Raw genomic sequence first — 20810 nt, forward strand, 5'->3', positions numbered from 1 at the left:
AATTGTGGGATCCTGAAGCCGGGCAGAATGGCCTGGGTTATCCCCTTAACAGAAGATTCAATGTCGGTTTACAATTATCATTCTAATCACTTATAAAATTATAGACATGAAAATAATAAGAATGTTATTAATTATAATAACAATATATTTTACCTCATGTAGAGAATATCTGGATGTTGTTCCTGATAATACATTAACGCTTGACAATATTTTTGCCGTTAAGGAAGAAGCATGGAATGCCCTGGCAAAAATATACAGTTATATGCCGACAGATCATGAAACACACAGTACCATGTGGACACTGGGAGATGAATATGTTGGCCGTTTGGATATGGAAGAAGTTTCTCAACTCAGGGCCATAAGGATCATGAGAGGATTGCAATCCGTTTCGGATCCACGATTGGGTAGCTGGTCGGGAACAGGAGGTGCAAAAAAATTATATGAAGGCATCAGACAAACGAATATTTTCCTTGAAAATATCGATAGGGTAGCTGATATGAGTGATGCTGAAAAAAAGGAATGGAAAGCACAGGCAAAGTTCCTGAAAGGGTATTATTCCTTCTTGTTGTTACAGAAATATGGGCCTATTGTTCTTATTGATAAAACATTCACTCCTGATGCTTCGACGGATGAATTGTTCGTATACCGTTCCAAAGTAGAAGATTGTTTCGATTTCATTATTAATTTAGTAGATGAAGCTATTCCCGACCTTAAGGAAAGGGCACCGTCCACTTCTTATGGTGAAATAGACAGGGTAGGAGCAAGCGCTATTAAAGCACGGATCCTGCTTTTTAGGGCGAGTCCTTTTTATAATGGAAACGTAGAGTATTTTGGCGATTTTTATGATCATAATGGGGAACCATTTTTTCCAATGACATATGATAAGGAGAAATGGAAAGACGCCATTGATGCTATCGATGTGGCAATCCAATTATGTGAAGACAATGGGAAGGAGTTATATACTTACGAAAAAGAGCCTTATTTGTACGATAGGGAAGATATTGCTGAAAATCCCGAATTATTACAAACGATATATGATCTGAGAATGTTGATCGTTGATCCCTGGAATAAAGAATTATTGTGGGGGAATTCGAATATCAATTACAGTAGTGACGGAGGGATAGCGCAGGCAACCAACATACGTTTGCCTGCCGGATATTTTGAAGGTGGCCAGATAAATGTTACCGGTTATTCGTGGCAATGGCTGGCAGCATCTTACCGGATGGCAGAACGGTATTATACGGAAAACGGATTACCTATCGACCAGGATCTTACTTTCGATATAAACAGAATTCACAATTTTTCGACCACTCCCGGAATAGATGAAACTGATTATTATCTGTACCGGGGTATTATGCAACCCGGTGTGGAAACAGTTAACTTATACCTGCATCGTGAGCCGCGTTTTTATGCTAACCTGGGAATTACAGGAGGTTACTGGCGCGGGCATATTGTAAGGATTAATACCCTGATGTACGCAGATTCGGATGGTGGAATGACCAGTACCTCTAATACAGATTACCTCTGCACAGGAATAGGGATACAAAAATTCGTACATCCCGAATCAACTTCAGGTAACTATACAAGACAGATAAGGTTTCCCTATCCTATTATTCGTATGGCCGACCTGTATTTAATGAGAGCGGAGGCCTTGAATGAATACTATGATGCCCCTGACCAGGAAGTATATAATGCGATCAACGCAGTACGCTTAAGAGCAGGTATTCCGAGGGTAGAAGAAGTCTGGAGCAACTCCTCCCTGGCAAAAACAGTGGATAAACACAAAACCAAGGATGGCATGCGTGATATTATTCTTCAGGAAAGAGGAATTGAACTGGCATTTGAAGGAAGCCGGTTCTGGGATATGCTCAGGCATAAAAAAGCTACTTCTGAATTTTCTTCTCCGATCTGGGGATGGAATCATGCAGGTACAACGGCGAGCAGTTTCTTTGTCCTTGATGTTAAACAAGCCCGGAAATTTACCATTACAGACTGCTTGTGGCCCATCGATCTGAATGAAATGAATACCAATGCTAATTTAATACAAAATCCTGGTTGGTAATATTAAAAATATTATAATAACATGAAAACAATCAAATATTTATTTTTGGTGCTTTCTTTTGCGGCGATTTTTTATACATGCAAAGAAGAAAAGCGTTTTGAGATAGGAGCTACAGATAGTGTTCCACCGGGAGTACCGGTTGTACGTAGCGTTAAGCCGCTTTATGGCGGAGCAAGAATATTTTTCACAGTTCCTTCAGATGAAGACCTACTCAGCATCAATGCCGATTTTGTTGCTGCCAATGGTAAACTTTTTACATTTTCCACTTCTTATTTCAAGGATTCATTGGATGTATATGGTCTTGGCGATACAATTGAATATGAATTGCAGCTATATGCTGTAGACAGGTCGGGAAATAAATCCAGTGTGGTGCCGGTGTCTGTTATTCCTTTGGAGCCTTCAATTTCCAGGGTAGCTAAATCATTGATCGTCAAACCCGGATTTAGTTCATTCTATGTTGACTGGTACAATGAATTGGCGCAAACAGTTAATGTATATGTCGATTTTGAATTCACCCAAAATGGGAATCACCGGGACATGATTATTGTATTTTCATCTAATGATACGATCGAACGGAGATTTATCGAAGATCTGGAACTTGGCTCGGATGAACCGGTCAGTGTCACAATACAAGTCGAAGATATCTATGGTAATATTACATCTCCTGTTGATTTCGGCCAATTAACCCTGTATCAGGATGAAAAAATATTAAAAACAGATTGGGTTTTGCCCCAGACCAATGACACGATTGCAGGAATACCTATGTGTTTCGGCAGCGGATTTGACGGACGAATCTATCGTGTAATCGATGATGAAATTGATATGGCCCAGAGCAGTAATTATATGCACACGGCAAGTATGGGACGTACAGGAAGCGAAACTAAGCCTGACGGATCAAAGGGGACCAACACGATTGAAGATCCGGGACCGAATTTACCCTGGAACCTGATCATAGATTTGGGAGATCATTATGAGTTAAGTCGTATAGTTACTCATCAGAGACATTCAGGTGGTGAAACCAGTTTGGATAGAGGACATTACTATAAGGCTGAAAATGTAGGACTTTATAATATGTATTATTTGGATGAAGACCTGAATGAATGGGTATATATATCACAGCATAAGATACCTTTACCTGTGGGACTCAATGATCTGGAAATTGTTAAAATGGGTGATGCAGGAGATATGGCTTATATGTATCCGGATGATCCTCAGTTTAGTAAGCCGGTACGTTGGTTCAGGTATGAAGCGCTTAAATGTTTTGATTCGAACTATACCAGTAACAGTGCCAATTGCCTGTCGGAAATAACACTTTATGGCAGAAAGGCCAATAATTAAATACTTAATTATAAGGAATATGAAACAGATATTTTTTCTAATAATAATGATATTGATATCATTTGCATCATGCGACGGCATACATGATGATATCAAGGATTTTGCCGATTCGGAAACGGTGTATTCGGGGATGTATGATATTGCCGAAGGAAAGATCGGCCTGGAAAGAGTAGAGATCGATTTGTTAAAAGCCGGTCGGATCCCGGCCAGCCAGGTGAATCTGGGAAAAGCAAAGAAAACGATCGTTGAGTATGATAATCAGCAGATTATTATCGATTCAGTTTGCTCCTGGGTAAATATTACAGGTCTTACACAATCAAAAATATATAGATTTAAGATTTTTACAGCAGACGAATTTAACAATAAATCCGTTCCGCAGGAAGTAGCATTGATCCCATATACATCTTCCGATGTGGAAATATTATCTATAGCTTCTCCCAGAATAATTGCATCTCCATGGGCTGCTACATTCACCTATTCAAATTTATCATCAGTACTTTTGGATTATTATAGTTTGTCCTATTCATATACGGATAAGGATAATAATCTGGTTGAAGGGACCAGAGGCAGTGATCCGCAGTTTTCGATAGAAAACCTGAATGCGGGAGAACCGGTTAATGTAAACATAAAATACAAAGTTGTTCCCATTATGGATACGATCCCTATCCTGGATACAGTAATTCTTGAGCGGAATATTTCCCTGACAATGCCTACAGATGAAAGCTATCAGCAGGAACTTCAGAACAGGGGGGTTCAATCCATGACTCTTACACCGCAAGGTATTAAACTTGTATGGCAACCAGTTGATGATTTTACCATGCAGTATACAATGGTGAAGTTTACAGATGCGTCTAATGTAGAACAGAGTATCAGGGTTGAAAATGATGAAACGTCAACTGTAATAGTAGGACTGGGACATGGAATGCCGTTTACATTAACTTCCAACTATAAACCGGAAGGAGTTTCGGATGTTTATATTGATGCTACTCCCAGATTATATAATCCGACAACCATAGATCTGGATCGGATCGGATGGACTTCAACTCAATCACATCCTCGTCCTAGCGACAGTCCATCTCCAACCGCCCATTTGGATGGAGACCTTTCTACTTTCCTTTCGCAGGTTAAACCGGGAAAATCTAATGGAAACATAAGTCCTGGTAATGATCCTGTTTTCTTCATTGTTGACATGCTGGAGGCTCAAGAATTTAATTATTTCAGGATTCGCCATAGGAATACAACCTTAGGATTAAGGGTTTGGGGCCTTTCTATTTACGGAAGTAACGATGGGACGAATTTTTCTGAAATCCAGTTAGATATTGATATTCCAAATGTGACATCTACCAATGATCTGGAGAGCCCTAATATAGAAATACCACTTTCTACTTACAGGTATATCAAGGCAATCTATACCAAGTGGGATACGGTTAATAATAGTGCGGTACAAATGTCTGAATTTTATTTAGGTATAAAATAATAACATTCAGATATTGACTTGGATGAAAAAAGGCGGCGCATACAGATACGTCGCCTTTTTAATCTGATTTTTATTACTTATTTTTACGTTATAAAATTACCTATCTCTCAATTATATTTTATGATGAACTCCAGAAGGCAATTTGTTAAAAATATGGGAATTGGCAGTGCCGGGTTGATCTTATCCGATATCAGTATGGCTTCGGGAATAAAGAATTTTATGGGAGCCAATGATACGATAAATGTTGCTGTCGTGGGTGTGAATGGCCATGGGATCACACATATTAACGCCTATAAGAAGATGGAAAAAGTACGCATTGCTGTAATATGTGATGCGGATTCTGCCGTATTGGATAAAATAGTAAGTAACTTGTCAAATGAAGGAATAAAAGTTAAGGCTTACAAAGATATCCGTAAACTATATGAAGATAAAGATATAGATGCCGTTTCAATTGTTACACCGAACCACTGGCATGCACTGGCTACGGTATGGGCATGTCAGGCCGGAAAACATGTTTGCGTGGAAAAACCGGTTTCGCATAGTATCTGGGAAGGACGAAAAATGGTGGAGGCGGCCAGAAAATACAAACGTCTGGTTCAGGCCGACCTTGATTCCCGTTCCAATATGAATCTAGATGCAGGAATAAAATACATGCAACAGAACCTGGGAAAAGTCTTACTGGTTCGTATCATGAACTATAAGCGCCGTACAAGTATCGGTAAAATAATGGGTCCCGGGAATATTCCGTCTACGGTAGATTATGATTTATGGACTGGCCCATCTCCGGCACAACCTCTTCCCCGGAAAAAACTTCATTATGACTGGCACTGGCAGTGGCTGACAGGAAACAGTGAATTAGGTAATAACGGGCCACACCAACTGGATATCTGTCGATGGGCTTTGGGTAAAAGTACGTTGCCCAGGAGTGCTTTTAGCTTTGGAGGCCGGTATGGTTATAATGATGATGGGGAAACTCCCAATACACAGGTTGCGGTATTTGATTATGATGGCACTCCGGTCATTTATGATTCAAGGGGACTTGGTGAAAAAACAGGGATAGATAATATGGATGGAGCAGTTATTTACAGCGCTGCCGGTAAAAGAATATTCCATCCTTATAAAGGAACTGCCAATTGTGTGGTCTATTTTATTTGTGAAAAAGGAATACTTTCCGGTAATACGGTGTATGATAATGACGGTAATGTGATCAAAACATTCCGGGAGCAAGGTTCTACAGGGCCACAATTCAGCTTTATCAAAGCTTTAAGAAGTAATAAAATTGAAGATTTAAAGACCGATATTCTTGAAGGGCATTTATCTGCGGCAATCAGTCATATGGGAAACATTTCATACCAACTAGGGCAAAAAGAACCAGTCGGCAAAATTAAAGAATTAGTAAAAAGCAACCCATATCTGGAACAGGTATGCAATGAAATGGAAAAGCATCTGCTGGCCAATGATATTGACCTGAATAAAGAAAGCCTGTTCATCGGACCTACTTTATTTATGGATTCAAAAAGTGAACGCTTTACAGGGGTAAACAGTGAGAAGGCCAATATGTTTGTTAAAGATACATACCGGTATCCCTATATTATTCCGGATAAAATTTAATCTCTTTCAAAAAAACTAAAAGATGAAAAAAATATTTGTTGTTCTGTGGTTATTATTATTTTCAGTTTTATCAAATACTTATGCACAATCGTCTGTTCCGGAGGGATTTATTTCATTATTTAATGGGACGACTTTTCACGGATGGAATATTCAGCCTGATAAAGGTGCCTGGCAGGTAATTGATGGTGTCATCCGTTGTATCGGTACCCCTAACACCCCATATTTAATCCTGACAGAAAAGGAATATGAAAATTTCGAATTATATATCGATTTTAAGATGAGTGAAGGGTGTAACAGTGGCCTCTTTTTGCATCAGACGGAAAGGTCGTGGGGAAGGGAATCCCGTAACGGAATGGAAATCCAGATATTCGATAATGCCGGAAGAGGAATAAGTAAAAACTCATGTGGCGCTGTATATGACCAGGTTCCTCCTATTGCTAACCCGGTAAAACCTGCAGGATTATGGAACACATATTATATAATTATGGATTGGCCTTTTCTCAAAATATGGTTAAACGGACAATTGATTCAGGACCTAAACCTTGAAAACTATCCTGATCTGAAATACCGGCTGAGAAAGGGCTATATAGGTTTACAGAATCATGATCATTTTGTTGAATTTAAGAATATTTATATCAAGGAATTGCCTTCATCCGAAAAGCCATGGAGTAATTTATTTGATGGAAAAAATCTCTCCGGGTGGACCAAAACAGGTAATGCGACCTGGAAAATTGAAAACGGGGTTTTAATTGCATCCGGAGGTAGTGGGTACCTGATCAGCAATGACGAATTTGAAAATTATGAATTGCAGATATTTGGAAAGAAATACCAAAATGGAGGGAATAGTTGTATCTTTTATTCATGGCAAAACGAAAAGGATATGGGTTATAGGACGGATTTCAATGAAATGAAATTAGGCTATCAGTTTCCTTTAATTCAGGTCATTAATGAAGGTAATAAGTCTTCAGTACGATATAATGGAGAAGAAATATCGTTCAATACAGGACAGACTACAAATCCCAGAGGAAAAATTGTTCTTTACCATTCGGAGAAGGATGGAGAAATAAAAATTGCTAAAATAAGAATAAAGAACCTGGACACTTTGACTAAAAAATAAACAGTTTTAGAAGTAGTGCATTTAGGCAATAAAATGCTTTAATATTATTGGTATTCTTGTTCATCATCTGAATAACTGACGATCAGAATCAATACACGTAATGCCGGAAGTAACTCAAACGGCTATTAGCGTCATATCGCTGAGTTAGGGTTGGTATATTAGTTGCAAAAAATTATTTTTTAAATATTTTTTATGATTTCTGATATTATTATCATAATTTACAATGAAACGATCTTTGTGATTAATTGGATGATAATTAGTTGAATATGTCGATTTTTGATATGAGTGACCTTTTATCTCTAATATAAATGCATTACAGCTTTTATGATTAAACTTATTACTTTCATTTGGATATATCCTCTCAACAGAATGTACAAAATTTAAATTAATTTTTTGATGATCTATCCTTAACTTACAGGTCATATCAGAAATTTTTATTTGCGTAAAAATGATCTAGGATACTGTGATCTTTTAAAATATCAGGAACGGTTTTTAAGGGTACGGTAATTTTTATCAAAAAATATTTCAAAAAAGTGAGTATATGTTTTCCATTTGTGTGTATTATAATGGTAAGTGAAACTTTAAAGCAAGAAAGGCCTATGGGGAAATAACAAAAGAGAAGGAAAAGAAAAATCGGATGACACCGCTAAATATCATCCGATCGTGATTTAATGTAAAATTAAACAATTTTTAAAACAATACAAAAGTAGAAAAAAATGATTGGTGAATTATTAAAATTACATCAAATGAAGAATGTTTTCATAAAAAGTTTATGGATGCTTTGTTGTGTTCTTTGTTTCATCTCTTGTAAAGATGACGATGACGTTAAAAGGGAAGAATATGATCCCAATAAACCGGTACTTCTTACATCATTCTCACCCGATTCGGGAAGAATTGCTGAAAAAATATTATTGGATGGGGAAAATTTCGGTGCTGATCCTCAAAAAATAAAAGTATATTTCAACAACAAAAAAGCGCCGGTAATATCATCGACAGGTAAACGAGTGTATGCTATTGTTCCCAAAATGCCGGGCGATACATGTACTGTATCCGTAGTGATAGGTAATGATTCTTTAAGTTATGAGCAGAAATTCCGCTATCAGATATCGGTTTCCGTAAGCACCGTAACCGGAAATGGAACAGCTACATATAAAGAAGGTTCATTGGCAGAGGCTACTCTCTCGCCGACTTATGTTTGTGTGGATAATGAAGATAATATTTTCGTCAGTGTCCGGCAAAATCCTTATGGGATTGTAAAAGTCAGTGAGACTGAAAATTATGTGACCACTTTAATTATGGGTACAGGTAGCGTGATTATCCCCAATGCTCTTTGTGTCGACAAACACACTGAAATAATCACCGTTCCTTCCGAACATTCCCTGACAGGATTTTTCACCTGTGACCCTAAGGAAGCGTGGGCACCAAGAGGGCGCAGTTTCAGGATCGTGGAAACCAATGGTTATCCTATACCGACTAATACATGGAAGCATTCAATGGCAGCCTGTGAGTATGACGGTTATGTGTATACCCGTTTTTGGGAAGGACAGATCATCAAAATCAATCCGAAAACATACGATGCTGAAATCATCTACCAGACGCCCAATGGGACATCGTCCGGCTTGACTTTCCATTCATTACAACCTAAAATGCTGTATTTTACCGGATATTCCGGAGGTATAGCCAATGGTCTTTACAGTTTTGATATTACGGATCCTGGCAATACTTTTAAAAGATTAACAGCATCGGGATCAGGTCACAGAGATGGTGAACTGGCAATATCTTTATTAAATTATCCCTGGCAAATATATTTCGACCCTGACGGGAACCTGTACATTGCAGATTGTAATAATCACTGCATACGAAGGGTTACTACGGATAATATGATGGAAACTGTCGTGGGAATGCCCGGTACATCCGGATGGAAAGACGGCGGGAAAGAAGAGGCCTTGTTTAATCAACCCAGAGGCGTAGGGGTAAGTAATGACGGTACCGTATATGTCGCAGATTGGGGAAATAATCGAATTAGAAAACTGGCCATTGAATAATAGTTTAAATGTTAGATAACATGAAAAAAAATATTATATTAGTATTGTTATTATTCTTTTGTTTTACTCTTTCTGCTCAACAAAGAGAGACATTTGCCATGGAAGGGGTAGTATATGATGAAACAGGAGAAACGTTGACAGGGGTTACTGTTTATATAAAAGATAGAGTAGGTGTCGGAACCACCAGTAATGTGGAAGGAAAATTCAGTATCAGGGCGGCACGGGGAGATCTGATCGTGTTCTCTTTTGTCGGATATAATAATGTTGAATATCTGGTACTTGACGAAAAGAAGGATCTTCGCATACAATTTACCGATGCAGCGCAGGAATTGGAAGAAGTGGTAGTGGTTGGAATGGGTAGCCAAAGAAAGATCAGTTCGGTAGCTGCTGTTTCAACAATAGATGTTAAGGAATTGCAAACTCCGGTAGCTTCCGTCGCTAACCTGTTGGGAGGCAAGGTGGCCGGTGTTATATCCATGCAGACCAGTGGCGAACCGGGAAAAAATATTGCTGAGTTCTGGGTTCGTGGTATCGGTACTTTTGGATACAACAGCGGTGCATTAGTGCTGATAGACGGACTGGAAGGAGATCTTAATTCAATAGATCCGGCTGATATTGAAAGTTTTTCGATATTGAAAGATGCTTCTGCTACAGCCGTTTATGGAGTTCGTGGCGCCAATGGGGTAGTTTTGATTACTACTAAAAGAGGGGAGGCCGGAAAATTAAGTATCACTGCCCGTGCCAACTTTTCCTTATCGCACCTTCGTCGGCTTCCCGAATATTTAAGGGCTTATGATTATGCCAAGCTGGTGAATGAAGCCATGGAAGTGCGTGGGGATTCTCGTGTATATGGTGATTTGGAAATGGCACTGATCAAAGACAATATGGATCCGGATATGTATCCGGATGTCAGTTGGCAGGACGAAATATTGAACAAGAATTCATTTGAACAAACTTATTATGTGAGCGCCCGTGGTGGCGGGGATGTGGCCAGGTATTTTCTCAGCCTGGGGGCTACTAATGAAACAGCGGCTTATAAACAGGACAAGAGTAGCATATATAGTTCAAATGTCGGGTACAATACCTATAATTATAGGATCAATGTTGACCTGAACGTTACCAAATCCACCAGTCTTTACTTAGGATCGGATGGTTACCTGTCCATCCGGAATGAGCCGGGTATGGCGAATACTGATAATATATGGAAAGCTCAATCCCAACTCAATCCACTTCTTTTTCCCACCAGATATTCCAATGGATTACTTCCTGCAGCTGGTGCTGATGATCTCTCATCTCCATATGTCATGATTAATCATACCGGAAAGTCATCCACGCAGCAGTACAAAGGAAGGGTAACGATTGCGCTTGACCAGGATTTATCCATGTTATTGGATGGGTTAAGTGTTAGAGTGCAGGGAGCTTATGATCTGCACAGCGATTTTTATGAACGCAGGCATATACAACCGGCATTGTATCAGGCATTGTCCAGAAGTCCGAACGACGGAAGCCTGATCATGCAGGAAAAAGTTCAGGCATCTCCTGCAACATACAATAAATCAACCGATCAATACAGAAAATACCATTTTGAAGCAACCCTTAATTACAATAAAGTATTTGGTCAGGATCACAGGGTTACAGGCCTGGTGTTTTATTCGCTCAATGACAGGAAAAAAACAAAGGACGCCGGCAATAGTATGAGTGCGATTCCCATCCGGTACCAGGGAGTTTCAAGCAGATTGACCTACAGTTATAAAGATACCTATATGCTGGATGTTAATTTCGGGATTACCGGATCGGAGAATTTCCAACCCGGCAAGCAGTACGGCTTTTTCCCTTCTATAGCTTTAGGTTGGATTCCAACAGGTTATGACATGGTTAAAAAATCTCTCCCATGGCTTAACTTCTTTAAAATCAGGGGATCCTACGGCGCTGTCGGAAATGACCGTATTACGGATAAACGTTTCCCGTACCTGACAATGGTAAGTAAAGGTGATATAAATATATGGGGTGGTAAACTGATAGAAACAGTTAACGAAACAGTGGTTGGAGCGGATAACCTGAAATGGGAAAAGGCCGTTAAGGCCGATATTGGGATTGAAGGCCGTTTGTTCCGGGATCGTCTTTCTTTTGTTGTAGACATATTCAATGACCAGCGTGACGGTATTTTTCGACAAAGGATACAAATACCTGATTATGTGGGTGTTATTACAATGCCATACGGAAACATAGGTAAAATGCGGAGTTACGGAGCTGACGGAAATATAAGTTACACCCAGGATTTGAACCAGAACATGAGTTTTACCGTCAGGGGTAATTTTACCTATTCAAAAAATATTGTCCAGAACTGGGAACAGTTATATGTGAAATATCCTTATCTGGAGTACAATGATTACCCGAGTGATGCCATACGTGGGTATCAGGCCCTTGGTTTTTTCAAGGATGAGAATGATGTAAAGTATAGTCCGAGCCAGGAAAAACTAGGTTCCGGACAAATGCCGGGCGATATCAAGTACAAGGATGTTAATGGAGACGGCAAGATAGATGAAGATGACCAGGTCCCTTTATCTTATAATACTTATCCCCGTCTGATGTATGGAATGGGGGGTGAATTCCGGTATAAGAACCTTACCATAGGTATTTTGTTTAAAGGTACCGGTAAGACAGATTTTTTTCACGTAGGACAGTCTGTAACACAAAGTGGAACTACATATAAAAATGGTATGGGGTATGTCCCTTTTCATGAAGGAACAACAGGTAATGTTCTTACCAAGGCAAATGATCCTGCCAACAGATGGATTCCCAGGGATTATGCTATCGCAAATGGTATAGATCCTGCTCTTGCAGAAAATCCTAATGCTAAATTCCCCCGGTTACAATATGGGCATAACAGTAATAATTCCCAACTATCCGACTTCTGGAAAAACAATGCCCGCTACTTAAGGTTACAGGAAGTCACCATCAATTATAACCTGAGGGCTGATTTTTTACGTAAAATAAGGATACAGTCTGTTGACCTTCAACTGGTAGGTAGTAACTTATATGTTTGGGATAAAGTAAAAATATTTGATCCGGAACAAGCCCAGTTTAACGGACGTGTTTATCCTATCCCTGCTGTTTATACCTTGCAGTTATATATCAATATATAATAAAATAGTAGTATGAAAAATTGTATAAAAACGCTCATTATATTTTCTTTTTTCCTGGGATTATTTGGATCCTGTAAGGATTTTTTGAATGTAGACGATTACTTTGATGATGAATTGAAACTGGATTCGATTTTTCAGAGGAAACGATATATCGAAGCATATATGTGGGGCGCCTTAACATCGTTCACAGATGAGGGGCAGATATTCAGTACCGGAAGCCAGGATACGCCCGGACCACTTGCCACAGATGAGGCTTTTTCTATGTTTAATATTACCAGTGCAGGAAGTTATAACGGATTAAGATATGTATTGGGATATGTATCTCCCAGTAACCTTAGTCCTTTTTCTTCAAAATGGAGTAATTCCTATAAGGCGATTCGTAAATGTAATACGATATTAGCCCGAATGGAAGAAGCCACTGATATGACCAATACCGACAGGTTGAATATTCTGGGGTATACTTATTTTATCCGGGCATATGCTTATTATCGTATTCTGGTGGACTTTGGCCCTCCTATAATATTAGACGACGATATTGTTGAGACCAATGAAAAAATTGAATATTATGACCGGGCTCGCAGTACTTATGATGAAGCTGTAGAATATATCTGCGGAGAATTTGAAAAAGCGGCTGCATTAATGCCGGCAACCGTTCCGTTGGTGGACTTCGGAAAGCCGACCAAAGGAGCTGCCTATGCCCTGGTTGCCCGATTAAGGTTACAACATGCCAGTCCTCTTTTTAATGGCGGACAAGCAGCCCGTACCTATTTCAGTAAATGGATACGTAAGACGGATGGGGTGCATTATGTAATACAATCCCCGGATGAAACCCGTTGGGCGTTGGCCGCCGCTGCCGCCAAACGGGTAATGGATATACAACTGGCAGGATCGCCTCAGTATAGATTATATACCGTTGATTCGGACGATAATACACCGACGTTACCTGCGAATGTTACTTCTGATCCGAATTATTATCAGAATTATCCCGTTGGAGCTGCCGGAATAGACCATTACAAATCTTATTCGGAAATGTTCAATGGTGAATGTGTGGCTACGATCAATCCTGAATTTATATGGGCGCGGAAATCTGAAGCAGTCAAATCCTATACAAGGGCATCATTTCCGCTTAATAACGGAGGCTGGAATGGCATGGGAGTAACACAGAAGGTAGTAGACGCTTTCTATATGGCAGATGGCAACACCATTGATAACCCAAGTACGGATTATCCTTATTCCGAAACAGGATTTACCTCAACCATCAGGGAATTTTCAGGATATCGGCTGCTGGCTGATGTAAACAATATGTATGTTAACCGGGAAATGCGTTTTTATGCTTCCATTGGATTTAGCGGATGTTACTGGCCCTGTACTTCTGCAACATCTGCCGGAGACTTTAACCTTACCGTAACTTACTATTACGATTCACCTAACGGTAAGTCTAATTCGGCAGCTGTAGTGAATCACACCCCGACGGGATATGTGATCAAAAAGTACATTCATCCTTCTGATGCCTTTCAAGGAACCAATAGTACAAGGACGGATAAGGTATTTCCGATCATTCGTTATGCGGAAATACTGCTCTCGTATGCGGAAGCCTTAAATAATATCAATGGAAGCCATACTGTGGAAATGGGAGGTCAGTCACAGACATTTACACGGGATGTCGCTGAAATAAAAAAAGCATTTGATCAGGTACGTTACCGGGCCGGATTGCCGGGATTGACCGATGCCGAACTGGCTGATCCGAAACAGATTCAGAGTTTGATAGAAAAGGAACGCATGATCGAATTCCTGTTCGAAAACAGAAGATATTATGATGTCCGCCGATGGGGTATATATGAAGATGTTGAAAAAGTAACCATAACCGGTATGAATGTAGATGCATCTAAAGACGGCTTTTATCAAAGAGTAGTTCCTAATACTTCCCGTATCGGAAGCAGGGTGGTCAACAAGAAAATGGTTTTTTTACCTGTTTCCAGGGACGAGATCAGGCGTTTACCTTCTTTTGACCAGAATCCGGGATGGGAGTAATCTTATATAAAGTAATATAACGGAATGTTCATGGGTCAGGTACATACCATACAATGAACCGGCAAATGGACATTCTATCCGATCACAAAATAATTTATACAGATGAAATATATACATATTTTGATATTCATGTGTCTTCTGTCGGGAATAACGGCCTGTAATGAAGATAAAGTTTTTGAGAACGAACAATACAAGACGGTTTTTGCTCTTGTCAGCAATGATGATTATAACATATTTCAGGTAGTCCATGATCTGGATCAACCGGAATCCGTTGGATATGTTTCTGCTTCATGCGGAGGGACCAAATCATCGGAAAAAGATATTGAGATTTCCCTGGTACAGGATATGGAGGCGTTCGATGATTACAACACATCCAATTACGATGTGGATGTATCCAGTTATGCCAGACTGTTGCCTGAGAATAGATACGATATAGATTCCTATAACCTGACTATTCCGGCCGGCGAAAGGAACGGCAGGATGACCATCCGGATAAGGCCGGATGGCTTGTCCCCCGATTCTATCTACTTTATTCCGGTCAAGATCGATACCTATTCTGCTTACGAAGTGAATCCGGATAAAAGCAATGTTCTGTACCGTGTGTTGATTAAAAATCAATATGCTACACAGGAATCCCCCACAAATTACACAATGCGGGCTTACCGTGGTACGATGCAGATCCCGGGTCAGAAAACGATGCATCCCATTAGTCGGAATAAAGTGAGGATCATGGCTGATAATATCACTTTTCAGGCAGATATTGATGATATCAATACGAATGGTATTATTCTGGAGATAACAGAAGAAAATAAGGTGCTTATATCCCCTGTTAAGGATCTGAATGTAACACAGGTTGATGGAGATCCGGACTTTCCGAATATCTTTAGAATAGAAAACACCGGTTATAAAAAGTACAAAACTTTTTTGTTGCGGTATAATTATGTGGATAAAAACGGAGTTACCCAACAGATGAAAGAAGAATTGAGACTTGAATTTACCGAATAAATGACATACGATTCTGTTTCATGAATAACAATGAGACAGAATCGTATCTTATCTGAACAATAATGATGAATCATATAATAAAGAATATAAATATGAGAATAATACATGTAAGTAATTGGATCTGTATGATTTTTCTCTGCTTTTTTGCATTGGCATGTAATGATGTGAAAGAGAATGATCTGGAAAAAGTGATTTATGTGAATTCATCTTCCGTTAAATTGTTTTTCGGAGATGAAATTCAAATCAAGGCGAGCCCTGTTGGTGAAAATTTCGAATGGACAACAGAAGATCCGGAGATTGCAACAGTGACCGGAACCGGAATCGGTTTGGTGAAGGCTGTGGGTATTGGAGAAACAAATATCATTGTTTCATTAGGTGCTGACCGGACATTAATTCCTGTAACAGTTTCTGTTCCTGTAGTAGATAGCGTTGGTATGAAATCAGGAAAAGAACGGATCCAGTTTGATGTTAAGGTATTGTCCGACAGAATAAAAACCATACGGGTTACCCTGAAAAACACTGATCGGTCGGTCGATATCGATGTAAACTACCAAACAGGTATTTTTACCGGTTATTTTGAAAATTTATCGGAAAGTAACCATACTTTCCTGATCACTTCCTTTGATAAGTTTGATAATGAATCGGTTCCTATGGAAATTGTCGGATATGCATATGGAAGCATTTATGAAAAGTCCATTCAGGACAGAATTAAAGCCTCTATTACCGAACTGGGTAACGGGTTTGTGATCAATCCAACGAATCTTAGTGGTATTACGATTCTTGAAGTATCTTATATCGATCGTAACGATACACAAGTAACGGTAGAATCTCCGGGTGTAGCGGCAACTACATTTTTGGGTTTTAAGAAAGACTTGAAAATTACCACCTCGTCATTACCGGATCCGTTGTCATTAGATGTTTTTGAAATAGAAACCACCGCACAAAGCGGGGATTTTGCCAGTAAAAAGGGCATTTTGTCAGCAGTAGCTCCCTGCGAAATATATGCTGGGGATTTTGATTTGGGTGGTGAAAACGTAGGTTATCACGATACGAACACCTCTACTGTTTCACAGCTGTTATACAGGCGGGGATTTGGAGATTATCAAAGCGACTGGGTAAATATACAGAATAATGCACATCAAAATGTGGGTGGCATTGCGAAAGACGAGTGGTTGAGTTATACTGTAACAGTTAAGGATGCAGGAACTTATGAATTCGATGTGAAAATGTCAACAAGTGGCGTAAGTAAATACAAATTGATCATAGACGGTGTCGAGACTCAGGAATATGCATATACCAATAACGGAGCATATCATGATTATGCTTATCATTATGAAAAGTATAATTTAGCGCCGCCAACGATATCTTTGACAGCAGGTGAACATCAGATCAAATATCTTACTACCGCTACTGGTCTTAACCTGATGGCTTTTAAATTTACTTATAAAGAATAATATTTCAGTGTTATAGAATGAAGCAATCCGGCTTTCACTAAATGGATGCCGGATTGTTTATCTTAAAAATATAAACGGTGGATGCCTAATAAAATGGTTTAATCAATGGGTGCCGATAACAGTTATGATTTTATCAAAATTGCTTTCTGTGGTAACTTAGCGGTCGGAGTCGGAAGAATCGGGTGTTCAAATGGGCAAGTTGTTTCAAGTAACGTTGAGACTCCTTCTGATCGGACAATCACTTGAAAACGGCAGTTGTCCTGTTAAGTTCTCTGATTTTACCAGTGATGATTGGATAATAGGAACAACATGGCCGATTAGATTATTGATATAGAAAATGTTTTTGCGTGAAACATATTGTGTTTTCTGATGATTAGTGTAATTTTTTATTTGATAGCTGAATAATCAAAAACGATATTGGAAATGAATAATTTATTTAAGTATTTTGTAGTAATTGGGGCGCTTATTCTTGCCTTTTCATGTAATGAAACATCCGATGATGATCCTCCCTTTTTGGATCTATCATCGAAAGAATTGATTTTTTGGCCGGAAGCCAATCAAAAAAATATTACCGTAAGCGCCAACAGGGAATTTACTGCCGAATCTTCATCACTCTGGTGTACGGCTGATGTTATATCTTCTTCACGAGACAACCTCAAAATATCTGTTACTACAAATGAAACAGTGGGAGAGGAGCGGACTGCTGAAATTACCATCACTTGTGACGGTATCAGCGATATATTGACCGTAAAGCAGCTGGCTGTTGAACCGTCTCTTTCAGTTAAAGAAACAACTGTTGTCATTAATGAAAAGGAATCTTTGGATTTTAGTTTAGAAATAACAACAAACATTCCTATTGTTTTTGAACTTCCCGAATGGATACAGGAAGGAGACAATAACGAGCCGGTAACAGGTGGGAAAACATATTTATTTTCAGCCTTTGCTTTAGAAGATGGTACCAGTTCACGTACCGGGGATATAATAATAAGATCTAAAGATCCGGACATCAATAAAAACGTCATTATACCTGTGAGGCAGAATAAGGAAAACTGTATTTTACGTGTCGCCTCTTATAATATATGGGTAAATGCTGCTTCCTGGCCGAGCAGGAAAGCTATGGTCAATAATATAGTACGTAAATATGATTTTGAAATTTTCGGTACACAGGAAGGAACCAAAACCCACCTGACCGATATTACGAGTGATGGAACTTATGCATATATCGGAGAAGGTCGTGATGGAGGTGGAGCCGGGGAGTATTCCGCAATCATTTACAAGAAAGATCGCTTTGAAGTATTGGGTGCAGGGAATTTTTGGTATTCCGAAACCCCTGAAATTCCTAGTAGAGGCTGGGATGCTGTGAATTATAACCGCATTTGTTCCTGGGGAAAATTCAGGGACAAGGTTTCCGGTCGTGAATTTTATTTTTTTAATTCTCATTTTGACCATGAGGGAAAAAAAGCTCGTCTGGAATCATCCAAACTCTTACTATCCAGAATAAAACAGATAACCGGTGATTATCCTGTTTTTTCAACAGGAGATTACAATGATACACCGACATCTGAGCCGATACAAACAATATTGAACGATGGTATCCTGAAAGATTCGTATGTTTTATCAGAAACACCCCCCTATGGCTCGTTTGGAACAATTAATAATACAAGTAATAATACACCAACGGTCAGAATAGATTATATTTTCGTGACCAGCCATGTCCGCATTAAAGAATATGGTGTATTGAATGATCGTCCTGACGGGCAGTTTCCTTCAGACCATGATCCGGTACTGGTTGTTGCCGAATTCTAAAACATTAATTATTTTAATAATAAACCAATGAAAAAAATCCTTGTACTTCTCTTATCAGTTTTTATTGTATTTCCCGGATATACCCAGAAAAAAAACAAAAAATCTCCTGAGAAATGTATTCTTCGTGTAGCTTCTTATAATATATGGGTAAATGCAACTTCCTGGCCGGATAGGAGAGATGCTGTCAGTTCCCTGGTAAGGTTCCATGATTTTGATATTTTTGGAACACAAGAAGGTACTAAGCCAATGCTGGATGATATAAACCGGGCAGGAGGATATGCATATATCGGAGAAGGTCGTGATGGTGGTGTAAAAGGAGAGTTCTCAGCAATCTTTTATAAAACCGATCGTTTCGATGTATTGGATAACGGAAATTTCTGGTATTCGGAAACTCCGGAAGTTCCAGGGAAAGGATGGGATGCAGTCTGTTGTAACCGGATCTGTTCCTGGGGAAAATTCAGGGATAAGGTTTCCGGTCGTGAATTTTATTTTTTCAATTCCCATTATGATCATCAGGGAAAGAAAGCCCGTGTGGAGTCTTCCAAATTGCTTTTATTGAAAATAAAAGAAATAGCGGCTAATTACCCCATTTTTGCAACAGGAGATTATAATGCCACTCCGGAATCAGAATCTATTCGAATTTTACTGGATGATGGTCTGTTGAAAGATTCGTATACATTATCCAAACAACCGCCTTATGGGACGGTGGGTACCTTTCAGGGGTTGAAAGTTGATGCGGAAATGAAAACCAGGATTGACTTCATATTTGTAACGGATCATGTTAATATTTTGAAGTATGGTGTATTGAACGATCGCCCTTATGGTCGTTGTCCTTCTGACCACGATCCGGTAATGATAGTCGCTGAATTTTGACCATAGGTCGGATGAAGCCAATAATAGGATTGTTTCTCATTTGTCTTCTGTTGACATGTAGTTTCTGTTCCAACCGAAATACACATACGATGAGGATAATGAGCTACAATATTCATATCGGAATAGGTATGGATGATGTGATTGATTTGGAACGGATAGCTAAAGTGATTATAGAAATAAACCCTGATTTCGTCGGATTGCAGGAAGTGGATAGTATTACCGAACGGGTTGGATGGGTTGATCAGATTAGTGAATTAGCTCGTTTAACAGGAATGTATCCTATCTTTGCTCCTGCAACCGAAAGATCCAAAGGTCTTTACGGAATTGCTGCCCTTTCAAGGGAAAAACCGGTTTCATTTAAAAATATTCCATTGCCTGGAGTTGAAGAACCCCGGACATTTTTGGTTGTTGAGTATAAAGATTATTTACTTTGTAATACGCATTTTTCGCTTGAAAAAGAATCCCGTATAGAATCTGTTGAGATTCTGGATCGTGTTGTAAAAAGTTATAGTAAACCAGTTATTCTTACCGGTGATTTTAACATGCTTCCTGATTCTGAGGAAATAAATGCTTTACTGGTTAATTGGGAATTATTGACAGATCCAGAAATCAATACATTTCGTGCAGACCGCCCTACGCGTACAATCGATTATATTCTGGGATATAAATCGAAAGGCTATTTATATGAAGTACAGAAAGCGGTTGTGGTGAATGAACCGGTAGCATCGGATCATTTACCTATTTATATCGATGTACAGCTGGGACATCAATAAAATATATATGGTTAGATAAATATACTGTAAAATCCATTACTTGAGTTTTATAACATGTATGAAGTTTTTTAC

The 20810-nt window shown here is 39.1% G+C and carries 13 protein-coding genes; all 13 read left to right on the top strand.

The features are described 5' to 3' along the window. Window positions 1-106: 106 nt before the first annotated feature. The 13 genes from LBQ60_10660 to LBQ60_10720 all read left to right on the top strand — a co-directional run bounded on the left by LBQ60_10660 (window position 107) and on the right by LBQ60_10720 (window position 20738). Entirely contained in the window at window positions 107-2062 is a 1956-nt protein-coding gene (locus tag LBQ60_10660) for a RagB/SusD family nutrient uptake outer membrane protein (GenBank protein ID MDR2038371.1), read from the top strand. A 21-nt stretch (window positions 2063-2083) separates the two neighbouring features. Continuing rightward, window positions 2084-3400, top strand: coding sequence for a DUF4959 domain-containing protein (locus LBQ60_10665; protein ID MDR2038372.1), 1317 nt, complete (start codon window positions 2084-2086; stop codon window positions 3398-3400). A 19-nt stretch (window positions 3401-3419) separates the two neighbouring features. Next, window positions 3420-4877, top strand: a complete 1458-nt coding sequence (locus tag LBQ60_10670; protein MDR2038373.1) for a discoidin domain-containing protein — start codon at window positions 3420-3422, stop codon at window positions 4875-4877. A gap of 120 nt (window positions 4878-4997) precedes the next feature. Next, window positions 4998-6488, top strand: a complete 1491-nt coding sequence (locus tag LBQ60_10675) for a Gfo/Idh/MocA family oxidoreductase (GenBank protein MDR2038374.1) — start codon at window positions 4998-5000, stop codon at window positions 6486-6488. Between the two features lie 22 nt (window positions 6489-6510). Then, window positions 6511-7605, top strand: coding sequence for a DUF1080 domain-containing protein (locus LBQ60_10680; protein ID MDR2038375.1), 1095 nt, complete (start codon window positions 6511-6513; stop codon window positions 7603-7605). A 746-nt stretch (window positions 7606-8351) separates the two neighbouring features. After that, window positions 8352-9650, top strand: a complete 1299-nt coding sequence (locus tag LBQ60_10685) for an IPT/TIG domain-containing protein (protein MDR2038376.1) — start codon at window positions 8352-8354, stop codon at window positions 9648-9650. Window positions 9651-9670: 20 nt separating this feature from the next. Then, window positions 9671-12796 (top strand): TonB-dependent receptor, encoded by a 3126-nt coding sequence (locus tag LBQ60_10690; GenBank protein MDR2038377.1) that lies wholly within the window; start codon window positions 9671-9673, stop codon window positions 12794-12796. A 12-nt stretch (window positions 12797-12808) separates the two neighbouring features. After that, window positions 12809-14827: a RagB/SusD family nutrient uptake outer membrane protein gene (locus LBQ60_10695; protein ID MDR2038378.1), complete on the top strand. Its 2019-nt coding sequence runs from the start codon at window positions 12809-12811 to the stop codon at window positions 14825-14827. A gap of 102 nt (window positions 14828-14929) precedes the next feature. Beyond that, complete coding sequence (locus tag LBQ60_10700; GenBank protein ID MDR2038379.1) at window positions 14930-15832, top strand: DUF4361 domain-containing protein; 903 nt, start codon at window positions 14930-14932, stop codon at window positions 15830-15832. 92 nt (window positions 15833-15924) lie between these two features. Further along, window positions 15925-17286, top strand: coding sequence for an Ig-like domain-containing protein (locus tag LBQ60_10705; GenBank protein ID MDR2038380.1), 1362 nt, complete (start codon window positions 15925-15927; stop codon window positions 17284-17286). 423 nt (window positions 17287-17709) lie between these two features. Continuing rightward, window positions 17710-19092: an endonuclease/exonuclease/phosphatase family protein gene (locus LBQ60_10710; protein MDR2038381.1), complete on the top strand. Its 1383-nt coding sequence runs from the start codon at window positions 17710-17712 to the stop codon at window positions 19090-19092. A gap of 27 nt (window positions 19093-19119) precedes the next feature. Further along, complete coding sequence (locus LBQ60_10715) at window positions 19120-19965, top strand: endonuclease/exonuclease/phosphatase family protein (protein ID MDR2038382.1); 846 nt, start codon at window positions 19120-19122, stop codon at window positions 19963-19965. Between the two features lie 98 nt (window positions 19966-20063). Then, on the top strand, window positions 20064-20738 hold the full coding sequence (locus LBQ60_10720) for an endonuclease/exonuclease/phosphatase family protein (protein ID MDR2038383.1): 675 nt from the start codon (window positions 20064-20066) through the stop codon (window positions 20736-20738). Window positions 20739-20810: the final 72 nt, after the last annotated feature.

The sequence above is a fragment of the Bacteroidales bacterium genome, from assembly GCA_031275285.1.
Lineage (GTDB): Bacteria > Bacteroidota > Bacteroidia > Bacteroidales > UBA4181 > JAIRLS01.

What these genes read in the sequence shown, in the direction of transcription:
- LBQ60_10690 (MDR2038377.1), top strand. Translation starts at nt 9,671, where the DNA reads ATGAAAAAAAATATTATATTAGTATTGTTATTATTCTTTTGTTTTACT.
- LBQ60_10680 (MDR2038375.1), top strand. Translation starts at nt 6,511, where the DNA reads ATGAAAAAAATATTTGTTGTTCTGTGGTTATTATTATTTTCAGTTTTA.
- LBQ60_10705 (MDR2038380.1), top strand. Translation starts at nt 15,925, where the DNA reads ATGAGAATAATACATGTAAGTAATTGGATCTGTATGATTTTTCTCTGC.
- LBQ60_10700 (MDR2038379.1), top strand. Translation starts at nt 14,930, where the DNA reads ATGAAATATATACATATTTTGATATTCATGTGTCTTCTGTCGGGAATA.
- LBQ60_10685 (MDR2038376.1), top strand. Translation starts at nt 8,352, where the DNA reads ATGAAGAATGTTTTCATAAAAAGTTTATGGATGCTTTGTTGTGTTCTT.
- LBQ60_10720 (MDR2038383.1), top strand. Translation starts at nt 20,064, where the DNA reads ATGAGCTACAATATTCATATCGGAATAGGTATGGATGATGTGATTGAT.
- LBQ60_10715 (MDR2038382.1), top strand. Translation starts at nt 19,120, where the DNA reads ATGAAAAAAATCCTTGTACTTCTCTTATCAGTTTTTATTGTATTTCCC.
- LBQ60_10710 (MDR2038381.1), top strand. Translation starts at nt 17,710, where the DNA reads ATGAATAATTTATTTAAGTATTTTGTAGTAATTGGGGCGCTTATTCTT.
- LBQ60_10675 (MDR2038374.1), top strand. Translation starts at nt 4,998, where the DNA reads ATGATGAACTCCAGAAGGCAATTTGTTAAAAATATGGGAATTGGCAGT.
- LBQ60_10665 (MDR2038372.1), top strand. Translation starts at nt 2,084, where the DNA reads ATGAAAACAATCAAATATTTATTTTTGGTGCTTTCTTTTGCGGCGATT.
- LBQ60_10695 (MDR2038378.1), top strand. Translation starts at nt 12,809, where the DNA reads ATGAAAAATTGTATAAAAACGCTCATTATATTTTCTTTTTTCCTGGGA.
- LBQ60_10660 (MDR2038371.1), top strand. Translation starts at nt 107, where the DNA reads ATGAAAATAATAAGAATGTTATTAATTATAATAACAATATATTTTACC.
- LBQ60_10670 (MDR2038373.1), top strand. Translation starts at nt 3,420, where the DNA reads ATGAAACAGATATTTTTTCTAATAATAATGATATTGATATCATTTGCA.